Genomic DNA, 17,750 nt, shown 5'->3' on the forward strand with positions numbered 1-17,750 from the left:
GAGGATGTCATAAAAAGAAAATCGTACTGTCTACGATTTTCTTTTTAGTTATTTAGTTGTTCAAAGCTGCTGCCATTGTAGCAGCTACTTCTGATTCGAAGTCATTAGCTTTCTTCTCGATACCTTCACCAACTTCAAAACGAGCGAATTCAATAGCTTTAGCGTTTACGCTATCAAGGTAAGCTTCAACTGTTTTGCTATCGTCCATGATGTACACTTGTGCAAGAAGAGTGTAAGCTTGGTCAACTTTAGTATTGTCAAGCATGAAGCGATCCATTTTACCTGGAAGAATTTTATCCCAGATTTTTTCTGGTTTACCTTCTGCCGCCAATTCAGCTTTGATATTTTCTTCAGCTGCTGCGATGATTTCAGGAGTCAATTGAGCTTTTGAACCGTATTCCAAGAATGGAAGAGCTGGTTTATCAACCATTGCACGCGATTCATTGTCTTGCTCGATAGCATGGTTGAGTTGAGCCAATTCATCTTTAACAAACTGTTCGTTCAATTCAGTGTATGAAAGAACGGTTGGTTTCATGGCTGCAATATGCATAGATACTTGTTTCGCAAGGGCATCATCGCCACCTTCAACAACAGAGATAACACCAATACGACCGCCGTTATGTTGGTAAGCACCAAAATGTTGATCATCTGCTTTTTCGATCAAAGCAAATCGACGGAATGAAATTTTCTCACCGATAGTTGCAGTTGCATTGACATAAGCTGCTTCCAAAGTTTCACCTGAAGGCATTGTCAAAGCAAGTGCCTCTTCGTTGTTAGCTGGTTTACCTTCTGCAATGACTTTAGCTGTTTGGTTTACCAAATCAACAAATTGAGCGTTTTTCGCAACAAAGTCTGTTTCGGCGTTTACTTCAACTACCGCAGCTACGTTACCATTTACATAGACACCAGTCAAGCCTTCTGCAGCAACGCGGTCAGCTTTTTTAGCTGCCTTAGCCATACCTTTTTCGCGAAGTAATTCAATCGCCTTTTCGATGTCACCGTCAGTTTCAACCAAGGCTTTCTTAGCGTCCATAACGCCAGCACCTGATTTTTCACGCAATTCTTTAACAAGTTTTGCTGTAATTTCTGCCATGAGTTTTTCCTCCAAAATTTTTTGACCAGTCGCCTGATCTTTTCTATAAAATAAGGGGCAGGGCTCAGCCCCGCCCCTTAGGTGTTTTTTAAATTGTAAGTGAGCAATGAGCTCTTAGTTACTTGTAATTGTACACGAGCTAAAGGCTTCGGGATTTAGATAGCTTGTCTAGCAAATCAGGATTTGCTGTCAAGCTCCTAAAATCCTGTTGCCTTTGGGCGCTCTTAGTTACTTATAAATTGTACTCGGACTAAAATCCTGCTGAAAAAGATAAACTTCCTTGTGTGCAAGCACACGGTGTCAGTTTCCTATTTTCAATTGGATTTTTTACCGTCCTTAGTTACTTATTATTTACCTTCGACAACTTCAACCAATTCTTCGATTGATTCAGTTGATGCTGCTTCTTCAGCCATTTCAGCTTCTACAGCTGCAACGTTATCTTCACCTTGGTTGCCTTCGATGATAGCGTCAGCCATTTTAGCTGTAATCAATTTAACAGCGCGGATAGCGTCATCGTTAGCTGGGATGATCACATCGATGTCATCTGGATCAGTGTTTGTGTCAACCATCGCTACAACTGGGATGCCCAATTTTTTAGCTTCTTTAACAGCGATTTGCTCTTTATGTGGGTCAACAACGTACATTACGTCTGGGATGCGTGGCATGTCTTCGATACCGCCCAAGAATTTTTCAAGACGAGCGCGTTGTTTGTTCAACAAGGCAACTTCTTTCTTAGGAAGAACTTCGAAAGTTCCTTCTTCTTCCATGCGTTTGATTTCTTTCAAACGAGCGATACGTTTTTGGATTGTACCCCAGTTAGTAAGAGTACCACCCAACCAACGGTGGTTGATGAAGTATTGACCAGCGCGGATAGCTTCGTCTTTAACAGCCTCAGCAGCTTGTTTTTTCGTACCTACAAACAAGATAACCGCTTCGTTAGCTGCTGCATCACGAATAAAGTCGTAAGCTTGGTCAGCCAATTTTACAGTTTGTTGAAGGTCGATGACGTGGATACCGTTACGCTCTGTGAAGATGTATTTCGCCATCTTAGGGTTCCAGCGACGAGTTTGGTGACCAAAGTGCACACCCGCCTCAAGAAGTTGTTTCATTGAAATTACTGCCATGAGTATTTCTCCTTTTTGTTTTTTCCTCTTCCAAACTTCAACTTGCAAAGCAACCCGTAGGCAACAGCCCCACAATGGATTTGAAATGAGTATTTGTTGTTTTCACAACTTAAATAGTATAACAAAAATTCATCCCTTTTACAAGTCATTTGATGATTTTTTCAAGCCAGCGGTAAATAATATGCGACAAGAGCAGTTTCCTCCAAACTTTCATCTTCTAATGAGAGGATTCGAAGGTCAAAGTTACTGGAAATAGCCATTCTACTTAAGGGAAATCAAAATAGATGGGCTAGCATACTTGGTAGTAGATAGGAATGTCACATTCTGATTTTCAAAGAGTCTGACTAAGCAACCCTGTAAAACAAAGAAGCAGCCCTTATTGTAAGGAACTACTTCTATTTGTCTCATTTATTAGTAACAAAGAAATCTGCTAGGTTCTTGGAAATTCCCCTTGCTTCTTAGTTAAAATAACGACGCATCAGTTTGTTAGAAACATAGACCAAGGCAGTGGTAATCAACAATGCAATGGTCATATAACCCCATGTGAAGGCAGTTAATGGTTGTGTGTCCAAAATATTATTCCAAAACGGAAGATAGACGACAGCTAACTGGAAAGTAAAGGAAATAGCTAGAGCCAGGAGCAAAATCTTATTTTGGAAGAGACTCTTATCAATCCCAAAACCTTTTTCTTTCCGGATATTAAAGACGTGGAACAATTGTGCCATAGCCATAAAGGTAAAGGTTGCTGTTTGAGCGTATTCTAAACTTGCTTCATTCGTGTAGGCGATATTAAAGACAATAAAGCTGGCAATGGCAATCAAGGCACCGTTTACGATAATTTGGCTGAGGAATTTCTTGCTAACAAGTCCGCCCTTGGCATCGCGAGGAGGCTTGTTCATAATGTCTTCTTCCGAACTTTCAAAGGCTAGGGCCAAGGCTGGGCCAATATCAATGACCAAGTTCAAGAAGAGGATATGCAAAGCTTGGATAGGCATCGGTAAAATGAAGACGAAAGTCATCAAAACGGTCAAAATTTCAACCATATTACATGAGAAGAGGAAAGCTACATATTTTTTGATATTGGCGAAAATGATTCGACCGATTTCGACAGCGTCAACAATGGTTGAGAAACGGTCATCTGTCAAAATCATATCCGATGATTCTTTAGCTACTTCCGTACCACGAATTCCCATGGCAACACCAATTTCAGCACCATTTAAGGCTGGAGCGTCATTGACACCATCTCCTGTCATGGCAACTACCTCATCTTGACCCTGTAAGGCTTGGACAATTTGTAGTTTATTTTCAGGAGAAACACGCGCAAATACCGCTGTTTCTTGTACTTTTTCAGCAAAATCTGGTTGATTGACAGCTTTGTCAATTTCTAAACCAGTCATAGTGTTCTCGGCATTTTCAATACCAATTTGTTGGGCGATGATAGAGGCCGTCTTAGGATGGTCACCTGTAATCATCTTAACCTGAATACCTGCTCCCTGAGTTAAACGAACAGCTTCTTTGACATCTTGTCTTGGTGGGTCAACAATACCAACCAAACCATCTAAAACAAAGTTCTCTTTGTGGCTCGACACAAAGTCATCCAAATCACCTTGAACAGATTGTGATGCATCTAGGTCAAGGGAGGCTACTGCCAAGACCCGCATCCCTTTACCAGCAATTTCTTCGTTCTGATCTGACCAGTAGTTTTCTTCTTGCTTGTCAGACACAAACATTCTCATTAAGACATCTGGTGCCCCTTTTACAATCACACGATTCTGTGGACCTTCATAATGGACAACCATGTATTTTTTCTCTGAACTAAATGGAACTTCAGCAACTTTTTCCCACTGACTCTGATCGATTACTGGTCTTGTTAAACCGGCTTTAGCAGCCAGTACAACCAAGGCTCCCTCTGTTGGGTCACCAATGATTTCATACTCAACCTTGTCATTGTCTTCACTCTGTTCATCCGCTTGGCGCAACTGAGCATTGGAAGCCAAGAGTCCATTTAAGACAAAGCGAGTAAGGGCGTCATGCTCGCTAGGTTGGTCCAGGGTTAATTGGAAATCACTGTCCTGTTTTTCGCCATCAATGGTAAAGTCACCTTCTGGCTGGTAACCTGTTCCTGAAATCGCCACCACTTGATCCTCAGGTAAGTAGACCATTTCTGCTGTCATCTGGTTTTCCGTCAAGGTACCTGTCTTATCACTGGCAATGACGGTAGTTGACCCCAGGGTCTCTACTGCGGACAAACTCTTAACCAAGGCCTTGTGATCGGACATGATTTTCATCCCACGGGAAAGAGTGATGGTCGATACAGCCGGCAAGGCCTCTGGAATAGCGGCAACGGCTAAAATAATCGCAATATGGGCAACATGAATCAAATCTTGTCCTGTCATAAAGCCAACCAAGACAACAATCAAGGCCGCTAGAAAGGCTACGAAGATCAGGATTCTTCCCAGTTTCTTCAATTCAATATCTAAAGGTGATGACGAAACTTGTCCGTTATCAATAAGAGCTGAAATCTGACCAACTTCTGTTTCCATACCTGTTCCAGTAACAAGGGCCAGAGCATTACCCCTAGCAACCGCTGTACCAGAGAAGACCATATTGGTCCGGTCTCCGATGGCCAGATCTTGGTCAAAATCATCAGTAGGACTCTTCTCAACAGCTTCTGACTCACCGGTCAGAGCAGCTTCGATAACTGCAAAGTTTGTAGCTGAAATAAGACGGGCATCCGCTGCGATGGCATCCCCTTCCTCTAAAACGATGATATCACCAGGTACGATTTCTGAGGACATGATTTCTTTTAAATCACCGTTCCGACGCACTTTCATGGTGGTAAAAATCATGTTCTGCAAGGCGTTCACAGAAGCTTGTGCTTTCATCTCAACAAAGAAGCCTGTTAGAACTGCAATAAGAAGAGCGACAAAAACTGCCATTGCCTCAACGTATTCATTCATAAAAAGAGAGATAATACTAACAGCTGTCAACAGATAGACAATGATATTATTGATATTATGCCAAAGAATTTGCCAAGGTGTCAGACCCTCTGATTCGACCAACTCATTAAGTCCATATTTTTCTTGTCTCTCTTTAACGGCGCGATCATCTAAACCTTGTTCCGAAGAACCAAGATTCTGATAGACTTCTTCTAGTGATTTCTGGTAAACTTTTTTCAAACAATTTCTCCTTCTAAAATGTGATATATGGTTATTATACCATTTTTAGAATATTTTTTCTAGCATAAGCTTTTGAAGCAGACCTAGCTTGTAAAGAGGGAGTCTTTACCGATCTAAAAATTTGATTCCAAAAAGTGAAATCCCACAAGAAAAATCATTGCCTGCATGCAATAAAATATATCTCTTTTTACATTTAAATTTATCCCTCTTCCCCTCCTGTTCTTAATTAATTTTTTGCATATTATTCATTTTTACTCCCCCGTTTCTGCTAATATTTAAACAACTCGATTGCTACTGCTTTTGCATCATTGGTATTTCGGAAGTATTTACTGCCTAAATGACTAAAGCACCACGCCACGATAAAGCTGTCAATTTTTTTCTTTCATGTTATAATGTCAGAAAGCTTTTTATAATTTTTAAACCGTTATAGCCTTGCTAAAGGTATTAAATGAGATTGGAGTTCATTTGAATGGATGCAAGACCTTTTTATTCAACCTTAGAGTTTCGAGATAAAATTTTATCCGACACAAAACTAGAAAAAAGAGACCTGGTTATTTTGATGTGTGCTATTTTCATAGCCTGCATTGGTCTAAATTTAAATAACTCAGTCGTGCTAATCGGAGCCATGCTGATCTCTCCCCTGATGTTACCGATTGTGGGGATGGGTTTGGGATTTTCTATTTATGATTTTCATCTCATCAAAAAATCATTTCGATTATTGACCACAGAGATTGGGATCAGCTTATTGGTATCGATTGTGTACTTTTATCTATCTCCTATCTCTCTTGCCAGTGCGGAGTTGATTGCCAGAACTTCTCCAAATATATGGGATGTCATGATTGCTATCGCCGGGGGGATTGCTGGTGTCATCGGTTCCCGTAAGAAAGAGGCCAATAATATCGTGCCTGGGGTCGCTATCGCAACAGCCCTTATGCCCCCCATTTGTACAGTCGGTTATGGAATTGTTTATGGTAATCTCCAATACATCATCGGTGCCAGCTATCTCTTTTTACTCAATGCGGCCTTTATTATGTTAGTAACCTTTATTGGTTCTCACTTGATGCGCCATAAAAATGCCTCCATTGATTTGAGCCAGATTAGTTCTCGCATGAAAATTGGTTTCGTCTCTCTCTTTGTCCTTCTCACCATCCCTAGTATCTTCTCAGCAGGGAGCTTAGTCCTTGATTACACGCAACGGGAAGCGATGAGTCAATTTGTGACAGACCAGTTTCCAACACACACGGTCCTTAGTAAGATTTATCATAAGAAAACCAACTTATTAGAAGTAACGATTATGGGAGAAGAACTTTCTCAGGAAGAAATAGAGGAAATTACCTCCAATCAAAAAGACTTTGGACTGGAATCTCTTCAGGTAAAAATCAACCAAGTTGCTGCCTCAGGAGTAGACGACCAAAAATTTTATCAGTACATTGAACAATATATTGATAGTAAATTGATGCAGAACAATACAAACAATGAACAAATCCAAGATGAGGTGGAGGTAGTAAAAGACTAAATGGACAAGATTTCACAAAAAGGAGCGCGCTACCAGCAGGTCGCAGTAGCCCTAGCCAGACAAATTGTAGAGGGCAAATACGCTATCGGTGAGAAGATTAAATCTCGAACCACACTCTCCAGTAATTTTAATGTTTCTCCTGAAACAGCCCGCAAAGCCATCACTATTCTGGTCGATTTAGATATCGTTGAAGTAAAACATGGTAGTGGAGTACGGGTTCTATCTAGAGAAAATGCTGCAATCTTTCTGAGCAAATACCACGCAACCAACTCTCTACTCGAACTAAAAAAGGAATTGGAAGACCAAATCCTCCAACAAAAGAAGGATTTGGATGGTATCTCAAAAACGGTCACTAACATCCTGGCTCAAACAAGAGATATTAACAATCGCTTCCCTTTTGAACCTTTTCAGTTGGTCTTAAGTCAAGACAGTGACTATCTGGGTCGTCAGTTAAAGGAGCTAAATCTCTGGCAGGAAACAGGTGCAACCTTGATTGGTATCGAAAGACAAGAGGAACTAATGTTGTCTCCTGGCCCCTATGCCATGCTCGAAAAAGGCGACCGAATCTTCTTTGTAGGAGATGAATTAACCTATTCAAGAATGAAAAACCTTTTTCTGTAACATTTCTGAAAACAAGACGTAATATTTGTTACGTCTTTTTAATTCTCTAAAGTGACCATATATGTTAAAATAAAATGTGTTCACTTTTAAGGAGGAAATATGGATAAGATATTAGAAGTTAAAAATGTTACCAAGATATTTGGTAAAAAAAGAAAACAAGCACTTGAAATGGTGCAAGCCGGCAAAAGCAAAACAGAGATTTTGGAAAAAACTGGCTGTACCGTCGGGGTCTATGATGCTAGTTTTGATGTAAAAGAGGGAGAGATCTTTGTGATTATGGGTCTTTCTGGTAGTGGGAAGTCAACCTTAGTTCGTCTCATTAACCGCCTCATCAATCCGACAGACGGTAGCATCTTGATCGATAACCAAGACATCGCCAAGATGAACAAGGAAGAACTACGACACATTAGAAGACATTCTGTTAACATGGTTTTCCAGAAGTTTGGGCTCTTCCCTCACAAAACGATTCTTGAAAATACAGAATACGGCCTCGAAGTACGAGGTATTGAAAAGGCTGAACGCCAAAGATTGGCAGAACAAGCTCTGGATAACTCTTCTCTCTTGGCCTTTAAAGACCAATATCCTGATCAACTATCCGGCGGAATGCAACAGCGTGTTGGATTGGCTCGTGCCTTAGCCAACAATCCTGATATTCTACTCATGGACGAGGCCTTTTCAGCCCTCGATCCATTGATTCGTAAAGAAATGCAGGATGAATTGCTAGACCTTCAGGAAAAAGTTCATAAAACCATTATCTTTATTACACATGACTTAAACGAAGCTCTTCGAATTGGTGACCGTATTGCCTTGATGAAGGATGGTAAAATTGTCCAAATCGGTAGCGGTGAAGAAATTCTGACCAATCCTGCCAATGATTTTGTGAGCGAGTTCGTGGAAGATGTCGATCGTTCTAAGGTCTTGACAGCACAAAACATCATGATCAAACCGATTACGACCAATGTGGATATCGATGGTCCTAAGGTTGCCTTGAAACGCATGGATACCGAAGAAGTGAGTATGCTTCTGGCAACCAACCGTCAACGTAAACTCTTGGGCGTTTTGACTGCTGATGCAGCCTTTAAAGCCAATATGAGACAGCATAGTTTAGTCGATTATATCGATACAGGTATTCGCACGGTTCAAAAAGATACCTTGTTAGAGGATATCCTTCCACTTATTCACGATTCAGGCGCACCGATTGCCGTCCTGGATCAAGAACGCTTAGTGGGTGTTTTAATCAAGGGGCGTGTCATCGAAGCCTTGACCAAACAAGGAATTGAATCAACAGAATAGGAGAGAAACGTGGAAAATTTTTTACAAAACAGTTTACCGGTTGCTAATCTTGTCGACAAATCGATCGATTGGGTAACCGAAAATTTAGCAGGGTTTTTCAGAGCCGTCCAATCCTCTGGAAGTACAATAATGGATTTTGTCTCAGATACTTTATCCTTTATCCACCCACTCATTTTATTGGTCATCATCACCTTACTGGCCTTTATCATATCCGAGAAAAAGAAAAGTTTTACCATTCTGACTGCCTTGGGTCTACTATATATCTATAACCAAGGCCTCTGGTCAGGAATGATTAACACCTTTACCCTGGTTCTTCTGGCCAGTATCATCTCCATTATTATTGGAGTGCCCTTAGGAATCTGGATGGCCAAAAGCGAGCGTGCTAAGCAGATTATCAATCCAATCTTGGACTTCATGCAGACCATGCCAGCCTTCGTTTACCTGATTCCAGCGGTTGCCTTCTTTGGTATCGGTATGGTACCTGGGGTCTTCGCCTCTGTTATTTTCGCCCTACCACCAACCGTACGCTTTACAAACTTAGGGATTCGTGAAATTCCAGCTGAATTAATTGAAGCTGCAGAGTCCTTCGGTTCGACAGACAAACAAAAGTTAATCAAGGTTGAGCTTCCTTTAGCCAAAAATACCATTATGGCCGGTGTCAATCAAACCATCATGTTGGCCTTATCTATGGTGGTTACAGCCTCAATGATTGGTGCCCCTGGACTGGGTAACGGAGTCTTATCAGCCCTCCAACATGCCGAAATTGGTGCTGGTTTCGTATCTGGTTTAGCCCTGGTTGTCTTGGCGATTATTATTGACCGCTTTACGCAGTTTGCCAACAAACCAAAGAAACAGATGCAAAAAATGAGCCCGTGGAGAAAATTCTTGGCTCCAGTATTGTTGGTTTCTTTCCTACTGACAGGCTTTACCAATTTGTTCTTACAAGCGCAAACAGAGCAAAAGGATCAAATTACTCTTGCTTATGTGGAATGGGATTCTGAAGTGGCCTCTACCAATGTTTTGGCAGAAGTTCTCAAATCTCAAGGTTATGACGTATCCTTGGTACCTTTGGACAACGCAGTTGCTTGGAAAGCCGTCGCTGAAGGGAACGCCGATGCTTCCGTTTCAGCTTGGCTCCCAACCACTCACCAAGGTCAATATGCCCAGTACAGCAATAACTTAGACGACCTCGGTTCAAACATGGACGGAACAAAGCTTGGTTTGGCTGTTCCTGCTTATATGAATATCAAGAGCATTGCAGAATTGAACAACCAAGCTCAACGACAAATCATCGGAATTGAGCCCGGTGCAGGGATTATGGCCAGAACAGAAGAGGCCCTAGACAGCTACTCTAACCTGTCTAACTGGACCTTGACTACTTCTTCTACAGGTGCCATGATTACTTCCCTGGAACAGGCCTTGCGCAACCGAGAAGAAATCGTGATCACTGCTTGGATGCCACACTGGATGTTTGCTAAGTATGACTTAGTGCTCTTGGATGATCCCAACAACATCTTCGGTGGAGAGGAATCCATCCATACCATCGCTCGTAAAGGGTTAGAAGCAGACCATAAAGAAGCCTATGATATTATCAATGCCTTCTCATGGACACCAACAGACCTACAATCCGTCATGTTAGCCATTTCAGAAGGACAAAGTCCAAGTCAAGCTGCCAAAGAGTGGATTGAATTAAATGCAAATAAGGTAGATGAATGGTTAAAATAACCATTGTGTAACTAACAATGAAGCTAGCAGACAGTCCTTACTGTTTGTTAGCTTTTTTTGACCATTATTTTTCCAAGAGAACAAAAAGAAAAAATGCACCTTTTTAGATACTGCCTAAAAAATTTCTACTTGACCAACGGCCAAATTTACGATAGAATAGTTTTTGTTATGGCGGTATAGCCAAGTGGTAAGGCACGGCTCTGCAAAAGCTTGATCGTCGGTTCAAATCCGTCTACCGCCTTTCAGTACCTGAATTAACAGGAATTAACCGAATGAAAAGCCTGATTTTACAGGCTTTTTTGATTTCCCGTTAGGTTAATTCAGGCTAACTTTGAAAATAAAGACATCACCACGCTTAGCGTCCCAGTCTTTGTTTTCTGCAATGAGCTTATAACCATTCTTGATGAGCCAATCATGCTGATACTCAGTATTTACTGCCCAGCCTGCTGTAATTGCTCCAGCTGACATCAAGGCATAGTAAACAGAGCTAGAGCAATCATAAGAACCTGGTCCGTTTCTGTAGCCCATTGAGTAGGGCACTTTTCCAGCTCGTGATGTCATCCAGGCAATAGATACTTCAATATTTACTGCCATTGTCTTCCTCCTTTAGAAATAATTGAATAAAAGGGGAAAGCATGAGGAGTAAAAAAGAAAGAGGTACTAGCGATAGTACCCCTGCAATTATCAAGATAATTTTCCCTAATTTCCTCATGCTATGCCTCCTATTTAGGTTCAGTGTAGGTCATTGCTCTGTCTGAGTCTGATACCCCAGCTGTAGTAGGGTCAGACACAACTCCAAGCAAGACAAGCAATGTAAGAGCTGTATTGGCTACGTCATTGATATTGTCAGGCAACTTCAAGCCTAGCTGTTGGGCTAGTAAAAGAGCTGTTGCGACAATGGCCGTCAAAGTCGCCTTGTTCTTAAAGCGTAGTTTCCAATTAAGTTTCATGAATTTAATTCCTTTCCTTAATCATTGTTTTTAGTTCTCTGACATCTTCTGTCAGGTTCTTCATCTGTTCAGTCATAGCTACTAACGCCTGATTTTGTTTATCATGGTCATCTAGCCGCCGTGTATGGTCTTTGATGGTCTGCTCCAAAAATGAGATTTTAAGCTCAAGAGTATTGATTTTTGTAGCTTGCTCAATACTTTTAGCTTTCAGCACATTATAAAAGCCATAAACTGTAATGATGAACCCTACGAGAGTAATCAGCGCTTGGTATTCAGGTCTCAAATATTACTCCCCCTTTGGCTCAGTGGTCTGCTCTGATAACACCTCGATTACTACATCACGTAAGTTGAAAAGTTTTGGTACCTGTTCAACTGTGTAAGTGCCAGCAACAACAAGGGCTACCCATGATTTAACGATTTGATGTTTTTTAGTGAATTTCATTGTAAAATTTCCTTTCTTGATTAAAGCTGTACCTAAAACAAGGTTACTCAGTAGGTCCTTCATCTTCTACCTCCTCCACATTATCGACTGGTGCAAAATTAGCAAGAACCCCCATCACAAGCTCTGTCAGTTCAGATACAGCGTTGTTTACTGCCTGCTCATTCTTGATAGTTCCTTGTTTAGCTTCTCTTGTCGCTTGCTCCAAGTCTTCAATTGCCTTTTGTGACTTCTCAATCAGTTCATCATACTTGGCGATTTTTGCACCAATCTCATTGAACTTCTCATTTTCAGCACGCTGTGGGAAATTCTCTTGATAGATAACCTCAAGAGCAAGTTCAAAAAGCTCCGTATTGGATAAAGCAATCTTATCAGGAGATAAAAAAATAGGGACTATTGCCCCATCTGCATTGATTAACGTAACTTTGGTGGTGGACGCTGAACCACTAGCGTCATATTCTTGTGATTTTGAACCATATTCAAATTTCATAGCATTTCCTTTCTATGGATAAGGGTCATTGGTAACATAGGTAATAGTACCAGTCCATACCTTGTTACCTGTGATATTGTTAGTCAGCCTGATTTGTCCATCAGGGGCTAGATGGACAACTGATGTACCAGATATAGTTGGACCCGAGTTAGCTTGGATGATAAGATGTGCCTCTTTGATTGGCCTATATCCTGCTGGTATAGTCTCACTCATCAAACCATATTCGACTGTTGAATTTATGTTTTTGATAGCTCTATCAACTGTTAGGGTTACTAAGTTCCCTTTTCTCATTGCACTAATACCAACACCCCACATAATGGTAAAGTTAAAGGTGGCTGTATCTGTAATGTTTAACCTCGAAAAAGAGGATGATGTGTTCTGTACCGCTAACTGTGACCAACTTCCCCACGCTCCATTGGTCATTCTTCGTGTATAAATATCAGTTGAGTTATAGGGCATGAACATCTGAGAAATAAAGTTATCTGAATTATACCAAACGGTAAGATAACCATACTGATTACCTGGACTGTTTTCTCTCGCACCGACCATGTAATAAAAACCAGCAGATGTAACTAGATTAGCATTGCTAACCGTTATAATCCTGCCGTTGTTTTCAGTCAGTTTATGTTGCTGAATAGGATTTCCGTTAGCGTAAATATCTCCATTGACATCTAACGCTCCACGTTCTCTAATCTTATTGACACCCACCCCAGAACGGTCATAGGAAAAAACCACGCTTTCCGTCGCTACATTTATTGCAAACTCAGTCTGAGTAAATCTATCGGCAAGAGTGCCAATAACAACCCATGACTGATTAGCTGCATAGGTACCTGAGAGATTAGCTTGAGAGTTAATCAGACTAGATAAGCTAGTCCATGAGCCAGCAGCTGTCCCAGTGTCAGCCGTGTAGGTTGTTGTTCCTAGCCTTGCAACCTTAAAGGATAGTGTCATGATATTCTTTTGAGCACCGCCAATCGCCAAAGGTGCTACTCTAGCATTTCTTGTGACGGTAAAAGTACTGGAAGTTGAGCCAGTCCTAGCAATACTAAAGCTCAGAGCTGGTGCAAAGTACTCAAGAACCGTTACTGAGACATCTCTAGTATCTGACCAACGCCCACGACTGTCAGAGACGCTTGCTCTGATTGTGATAGCACCGTTGTAGTTCATAATTCCCAAGGTGCCACCATTCACATTGGTTGTTTGGTTCTTGCCCACAATCTCAGCTTTATAGCCCGTAATAGATGAGCCATAAGAGCCAGCACCGCCGTTAAATGTAACCTTAATATTAGATACTATCTGAATAAAGGTAGTGGTACTAGATACCAAGTTTTGAGCTGCTGTGTTGAAATCAGATAAAGAAACGCCTGTAAAGGTTGGTTTCATGTTGGTTGGAACGCTAGCCGTTAGAGTTGTTGACTGCGTTCCTGTCTTGGTTGAACCTGAGTAGGTATCGACATAGATTATCCCTGTCCCACTGGTTGAGTTGGGAATATCATTAGCAAAATCAAGAGGGATAGTCCACGTTGTGGAGGTATCTACATTACTTGCTATTGTCCCTTGTTTGCTACCCCAGTGATAGCGGACAGTGTGCTTAAAGCTAGAACTCTGACGGCTGATGTTGATAGTAACGGCACTACCAATAACGCCAGTGCCAACACTCACAGAGCTTGACCGTGGGATAGTGGTAAGTGTGAATGAGTTACCACCGATTGAGAGCGTACCAGGCGACCAACCACCGCTACCGCTAAAGCTAGCAGACAAGCTAAATGATTTCTTACCGTCTGCATTGTGCCCAACTGTGATAGTTTTGTCAATCAGCATGATTGTCTGATTATAACTAAGCATAGAGGGGCGACCTGACCAGCTCAGTGTCTGACCGTTGACGGTAGCTGAGGCGGTACAGTTGTACTCTGCAAAGGTAGTAGTCGTATTCAGCAAGGCAAGCCTTACCCTAACCTGACTACTATTGCCTGCGATATTCTGAGAGGTTTGGTCTATCCATAGGCGGATACGATAACCTCTATCATTATTTGACCAAAATTCAGCCATTTTATCCTCCTACATACCTAATAACGTTCATGTCAGCGTTGAGATGATACTGTTCTTCTCTGAACCGTCCAATTTGGATTGTCTTTGAGAAAATACCATTTTCAATGTGGATAACACCTTGAGAGATATACATAACCTCTACCCCTGCTGAGTACATGGAAATCCTACCGTTAGGGTTAAACATCAAGCTTGAACTGCCATCATTCTTACCAATGACCAGGCCCTCATTTGATGAACTCATGTAAGTATCAATGAAATTCCAGCGGTCTGAGAGCTCTCCAAGGTCTTTAGCAATGGTAGAAACACGTTGGCTAGCTGAAATTAAATCTTTTTCAGCCTGTGCCCTAGCCGAGTCATTAGCTTTGACAAAGTCCTGATAAGCCTTAATCCAGTTGTCCAATGTATCAGCACTAGCCTTAGCCTCTAGCTCAGCTTGGATAATACTAGCTTTTTCATTCAGAGCGTTCAACTGCTCTTGAGTGAGAACTTGGTCAGCCTTGGAATTTATAGCCTCGTCTACATCTGATGGATTTAAGCTAAATGCAGTACCAATATTCCCGTTTTCTAACTTAGGCTTCTTTAGGTACAGTATTGAATTTGTAGAGAAATTATAACCGTAAATATAGAACCTGATTTCTCTACTAAAATCAACATCAACGTTTAATTTAATAGAGCCTCCTAAACGTTGCCAACTACCTGTACTAGAAACATTTACCGTGGTTTGTCCTGAGTGAAAATTTCGGCTACCATCACTTTTGTAATAATAGAAACCAAACCAAATCTTAGTACCTGTACCTGTTGCGTATAAATCGGCGGAAAAATAATATGCACCTGACATTAAATCTTTACTAGGGATGATAACATTGATAGCTTTCCAATTTCGTAAGCCGTTACTTTCGTTAAATTCAACTACTGGACCATCAGAGGAAAATGTATCATTGACAAAAGCATGGTAATTACTAGTTGGATTTGAAATTCCCCCATTATATGGATTTTCCCATTTATTGATAAGGATATTTTTATGAGTTTTGCCTCCAACTGTGAAGGTTGTTACTGTGGGAGTGGTTTTATAAAAACCTGCATTAGGTAAAAGGTTCACTCCCCCAACCTGAACATTATCAAAAAGAGCTGTCCACTTGTACTTAGTGTGGTCTTGACTGTCTGCCTCAACAAAATCGGTTAATGTACCTAAATAACGTTTATTGTTGCTATCTGAGGTACTGAAACCGTCACGGCCATCAGCAGAGTTAGCCCATGCCCTGTGAAAGTATGGCGTTTTTCCGTCCGCTCCTGGTTTACCTGGTATTCCCTGAGTGCCGTCCTTACCATTTTTACCATCTGTACCTCTCCATTTAGTCCAGCGGTAATCAGCAGGATTGGTACTATCTGTGGCGTTAAAATCAACATAGACACCTATATAGGCTTTGTCTGCGTTGGTTTGGTCAAATCCACCGCCTGAGATAGTATCAGCGTAAGCAATATGGGTGTACTGAGTTCTTCCGTCAGCTCCCCTATCACCAGGGATACCCTGGTCACCCTTAGCCCCTTGGATACCTTGCAAACCTTGTAAACCACGCTCACCACGGTCTCCTTTTTCTCCATAAACAGAGAGGATATGAGGCTCTCCTGTGCTAGATGTACCATCTGAGTACTTCTCTACACGATAAGACCAGACAAAACGTTGATTTGATGTAGGGGTCTGGACTGTTTGAGTCCAACCAGCTACAGAGTGGGTCACACCCGCTGACATACCAGTAAGCAAATAGTAAGTATCAACACTTGCAATCCCTCTACCAGCTGTGCCATCTATCGTGTTAATAAAAGTAACCTGTTCAGAGGCTACTTCCTGATTATCCACCCATGCAGCGATTGTCAAAACCATTGTCTGGTTGATGTCAGCCGCCTTGACAATGTAGGTAGAGCTTGTAGCCTTAATCTCACCGTCAACAACCCAACGCCAGCCACTATTGATGCCCCTGTTACCTTTCATCAAGGTAGGGGTCACAACTGACTGACCTTGCCCATTCTTAAACGCTGTACCGTTGTCTGTAGAGACTTTCACGGTGTAAGGTTTAGCGTCTTCTATCATACGGTCTAGACGCTCCTGAATACCGTTTGACAAAAGATTTTCAAGAGCCTTAGCATTTGAGAAAGTGGTCTTGTTGTTCTTTGGATTGGTAAAGCTGATTGTCTGCTCTGATACCCTCATTTCAAGCAAGAGTACTGGGCTAAATCCGTCATCATAGACTTGGACAGTGTCCCCAATGCCAAGCTCTGTGAAGCCCTCCACTTCATAAGTTACGGCTGGATAAGCGTACTTTTTCAACTCACGATAGGCAGCCGCACGAATAACCTCTGGACTGGAACTTTCAACAGTCATGTCTTTTCTAATCCATTGGTCATTCATGGTACTACTTGTGAATGCTGCTGGGTACATCTGCATAGATGACGGAGCGTATAGCATTTCTCCGCTTTGATAAAATTCACGTTCACCATTGGCATTTTTGATAGACCAAGCGCCAAGACCAGAAATAGTGACAGTTTTACCGTCCTCAGTTCTCCCTGTTGGTCTTACAGCATTGTAAATATTGGTTTTATCTACTGTCCTAGTTAAGGTTTTTAGGTTCTTGCCATAGGTCAAAACAGTAGGGCTAACACGCCCTACACCTTGGTGAGTGTCGTCGTTTTCATGATAAACTTTGACCACAAAGGACTTGATAGAGCTATCAGCGTTGAGGTGGGTATCAAATTCAATTTCAGCACCAAACTTATTAGCTAGACTTAATAGACGGTTCAGCTTTGTATCTGTACCCTCCCACTCAGCAGAAATCTTCTGAGTAGAAACCTCATTGACCCCAATTTTCAAGAATGTAAAGTTAAGCAAGTCCATAGCGTCACAATATTCTTTGAAAGTCATTGCTCTTGGCGCTTTGTATGGATTAGCATACTCATTGATAAGCTCAAGGTTAAGGTTGATACCATAACACTTGATAATCTGCTCGTTTTCCTCAACTTTACGGATTGTGTGCAGATAGGTCTTGCCCTTGTACAGGAAAGACACAAAGGCTTTTTCATTCAGATAGTTGTAGGCACGTTTGCGCCCTGTGTCAGAGATGATAGCATTTTTGAATACCGTGAAATCAAAGGTACTAGAACCTGTTTCAAGGTACCTAGTCCAGGTATCGTTAAAGTAATTCAACGTAGCCTGCTTGTCGTTATCAATAAAAGCAACTTTTCTCAAACTTGCGTCATGGATTGTCAATAACATACG

Annotated in this window: 13 protein-coding genes, 1 tRNA gene and 1 pseudogene; 5 read left to right on the plus strand and 10 right to left on the minus strand. The window is 41.5% G+C overall.

What is annotated here, in order from left to right:
• Nucleotides 1-52 precede the first annotated feature (52 nt).
• The 3 genes from tsf to BN1356_RS11110 form a co-directional block, all read right to left on the minus strand.
• Nucleotides 53-1,093 (minus strand): translation elongation factor Ts, encoded by a 1,041-nt coding sequence (gene tsf, locus BN1356_RS11100; RefSeq protein WP_093651458.1) that lies wholly within the window; start codon nucleotides 1,091-1,093, stop codon nucleotides 53-55.
• A 347-nt stretch (nucleotides 1,094-1,440) separates the two neighbouring features.
• Nucleotides 1,441-2,217: a 30S ribosomal protein S2 gene (rpsB, locus tag BN1356_RS11105; protein WP_093651459.1), complete on the minus strand. Its 777-nt coding sequence runs from the start codon at nucleotides 2,215-2,217 to the stop codon at nucleotides 1,441-1,443.
• Between the two features lie 458 nt (nucleotides 2,218-2,675).
• Complete coding sequence (locus BN1356_RS11110; protein ID WP_093651460.1) at nucleotides 2,676-5,396, minus strand: cation-translocating P-type ATPase; 2,721 nt, start codon at nucleotides 5,394-5,396, stop codon at nucleotides 2,676-2,678.
• Between the two features lie 469 nt (nucleotides 5,397-5,865).
• Here BN1356_RS11110 and BN1356_RS11115 point away from each other — a divergent pair, with 469 nt between their 5' ends.
• The 5 genes from BN1356_RS11115 to BN1356_RS11135 all read left to right on the plus strand — a co-directional run bounded on the left by BN1356_RS11115 (nucleotide 5,866) and on the right by BN1356_RS11135 (nucleotide 10,792).
• Nucleotides 5,866-6,912: a DUF389 domain-containing protein gene (locus tag BN1356_RS11115; RefSeq protein ID WP_093651461.1), complete on the plus strand. Its 1,047-nt coding sequence runs from the start codon at nucleotides 5,866-5,868 to the stop codon at nucleotides 6,910-6,912.
• Nucleotides 6,913-7,533 carry a GntR family transcriptional regulator gene (locus tag BN1356_RS11120; protein ID WP_093651462.1) on the plus strand — a complete coding sequence of 207 codons (621 nt, stop codon included), beginning with the start codon at nucleotides 6,913-6,915 and terminating at the stop codon, nucleotides 7,531-7,533.
• A gap of 99 nt (nucleotides 7,534-7,632) precedes the next feature.
• Nucleotides 7,633-8,826, plus strand: coding sequence for a quaternary amine ABC transporter ATP-binding protein (locus tag BN1356_RS11125; protein ID WP_093651463.1), 1,194 nt, complete (start codon nucleotides 7,633-7,635; stop codon nucleotides 8,824-8,826).
• Nucleotides 8,827-8,835: 9 nt separating this feature from the next.
• Nucleotides 8,836-10,551 carry an ABC transporter permease/substrate binding protein gene (locus tag BN1356_RS11130; RefSeq protein ID WP_093651464.1) on the plus strand — a complete coding sequence of 572 codons (1,716 nt, stop codon included), beginning with the start codon at nucleotides 8,836-8,838 and terminating at the stop codon, nucleotides 10,549-10,551.
• A gap of 170 nt (nucleotides 10,552-10,721) precedes the next feature.
• Nucleotides 10,722-10,792, plus strand: a tRNA-Cys gene (locus BN1356_RS11135).
• Between the two features lie 92 nt (nucleotides 10,793-10,884).
• Here the strand turns inward: BN1356_RS11135 and BN1356_RS11140 are convergent.
• The 7 genes and pseudogenes from BN1356_RS11140 to BN1356_RS11170 all read right to left on the minus strand — a co-directional run.
• Nucleotides 10,885-11,145: pseudogene (locus BN1356_RS11140) on the minus strand (peptidoglycan amidohydrolase family protein); the annotation flags it as partial.
• A 128-nt stretch (nucleotides 11,146-11,273) separates the two neighbouring features.
• Nucleotides 11,274-11,501, minus strand: coding sequence for a phage holin (locus BN1356_RS11145; RefSeq protein ID WP_077323270.1), 228 nt, complete (start codon nucleotides 11,499-11,501; stop codon nucleotides 11,274-11,276).
• A 4-nt stretch (nucleotides 11,502-11,505) separates the two neighbouring features.
• Nucleotides 11,506-11,784 (minus strand): DUF7365 family protein, encoded by a 279-nt coding sequence (locus BN1356_RS11150; protein WP_077323269.1) that lies wholly within the window; start codon nucleotides 11,782-11,784, stop codon nucleotides 11,506-11,508.
• Nucleotides 11,785-11,787: 3 nt separating this feature from the next.
• Nucleotides 11,788-12,006 carry a hypothetical protein gene (locus BN1356_RS11155; protein ID WP_093649506.1) on the minus strand — a complete coding sequence of 73 codons (219 nt, stop codon included), beginning with the start codon at nucleotides 12,004-12,006 and terminating at the stop codon, nucleotides 11,788-11,790.
• A complete protein-coding gene (locus BN1356_RS11160; RefSeq protein WP_093649508.1) occupies nucleotides 11,987-12,430 on the minus strand; it encodes a DUF1366 domain-containing protein in 444 nt (147 codons plus the stop codon). Before BN1356_RS11160 ends, BN1356_RS11155 begins: the two co-directional genes overlap by 20 nt.
• A gap of 12 nt (nucleotides 12,431-12,442) precedes the next feature.
• Nucleotides 12,443-14,479, minus strand: coding sequence for a DUF859 domain-containing protein (locus BN1356_RS11165; RefSeq protein ID WP_093649510.1), 2,037 nt, complete (start codon nucleotides 14,477-14,479; stop codon nucleotides 12,443-12,445).
• Nucleotide 14,480: 1 nt separating this feature from the next.
• A complete protein-coding gene (locus BN1356_RS11170; RefSeq protein WP_093651465.1) occupies nucleotides 14,481-17,747 on the minus strand; it encodes a phage tail spike protein in 3,267 nt (1,088 codons plus the stop codon).
• Between the last annotated feature and the right edge of the window lie 3 nt (nucleotides 17,748-17,750).

This window comes from Streptococcus varani (assembly GCF_001375655.1).
GTDB classification, from domain to species: Bacteria; Bacillota; Bacilli; order Lactobacillales; family Streptococcaceae; genus Streptococcus; species Streptococcus varani.

Excerpts from the sequence above, each read along its gene's own strand:
- BN1356_RS11170 (WP_093651465.1), bottom strand. The coding sequence starts at position 17,747 with ATGTTATTGACAATCCATGACGCAAGTTTGAGAAAAGTTGCTTTTATT.
- rpsB (WP_093651459.1), bottom strand. The coding sequence starts at position 2,217 with ATGGCAGTAATTTCAATGAAACAACTTCTTGAGGCGGGTGTGCACTTT.
- BN1356_RS11145 (WP_077323270.1), bottom strand. The coding sequence starts at position 11,501 with ATGAAACTTAATTGGAAACTACGCTTTAAGAACAAGGCGACTTTGACG.
- BN1356_RS11165 (WP_093649510.1), bottom strand. The coding sequence starts at position 14,479 with ATGGCTGAATTTTGGTCAAATAATGATAGAGGTTATCGTATCCGCCTA.
- BN1356_RS11155 (WP_093649506.1), bottom strand. The coding sequence starts at position 12,006 with ATGAAGGACCTACTGAGTAACCTTGTTTTAGGTACAGCTTTAATCAAG.
- BN1356_RS11160 (WP_093649508.1), bottom strand. The coding sequence starts at position 12,430 with ATGAAATTTGAATATGGTTCAAAATCACAAGAATATGACGCTAGTGGT.
- tsf (WP_093651458.1), bottom strand. The coding sequence starts at position 1,093 with ATGGCAGAAATTACAGCAAAACTTGTTAAAGAATTGCGTGAAAAATCA.
- BN1356_RS11115 (WP_093651461.1), top strand. The coding sequence starts at position 5,866 with ATGGATGCAAGACCTTTTTATTCAACCTTAGAGTTTCGAGATAAAATT.
- BN1356_RS11120 (WP_093651462.1), top strand. The coding sequence starts at position 6,913 with ATGGACAAGATTTCACAAAAAGGAGCGCGCTACCAGCAGGTCGCAGTA.
- BN1356_RS11125 (WP_093651463.1), top strand. The coding sequence starts at position 7,633 with ATGGATAAGATATTAGAAGTTAAAAATGTTACCAAGATATTTGGTAAA.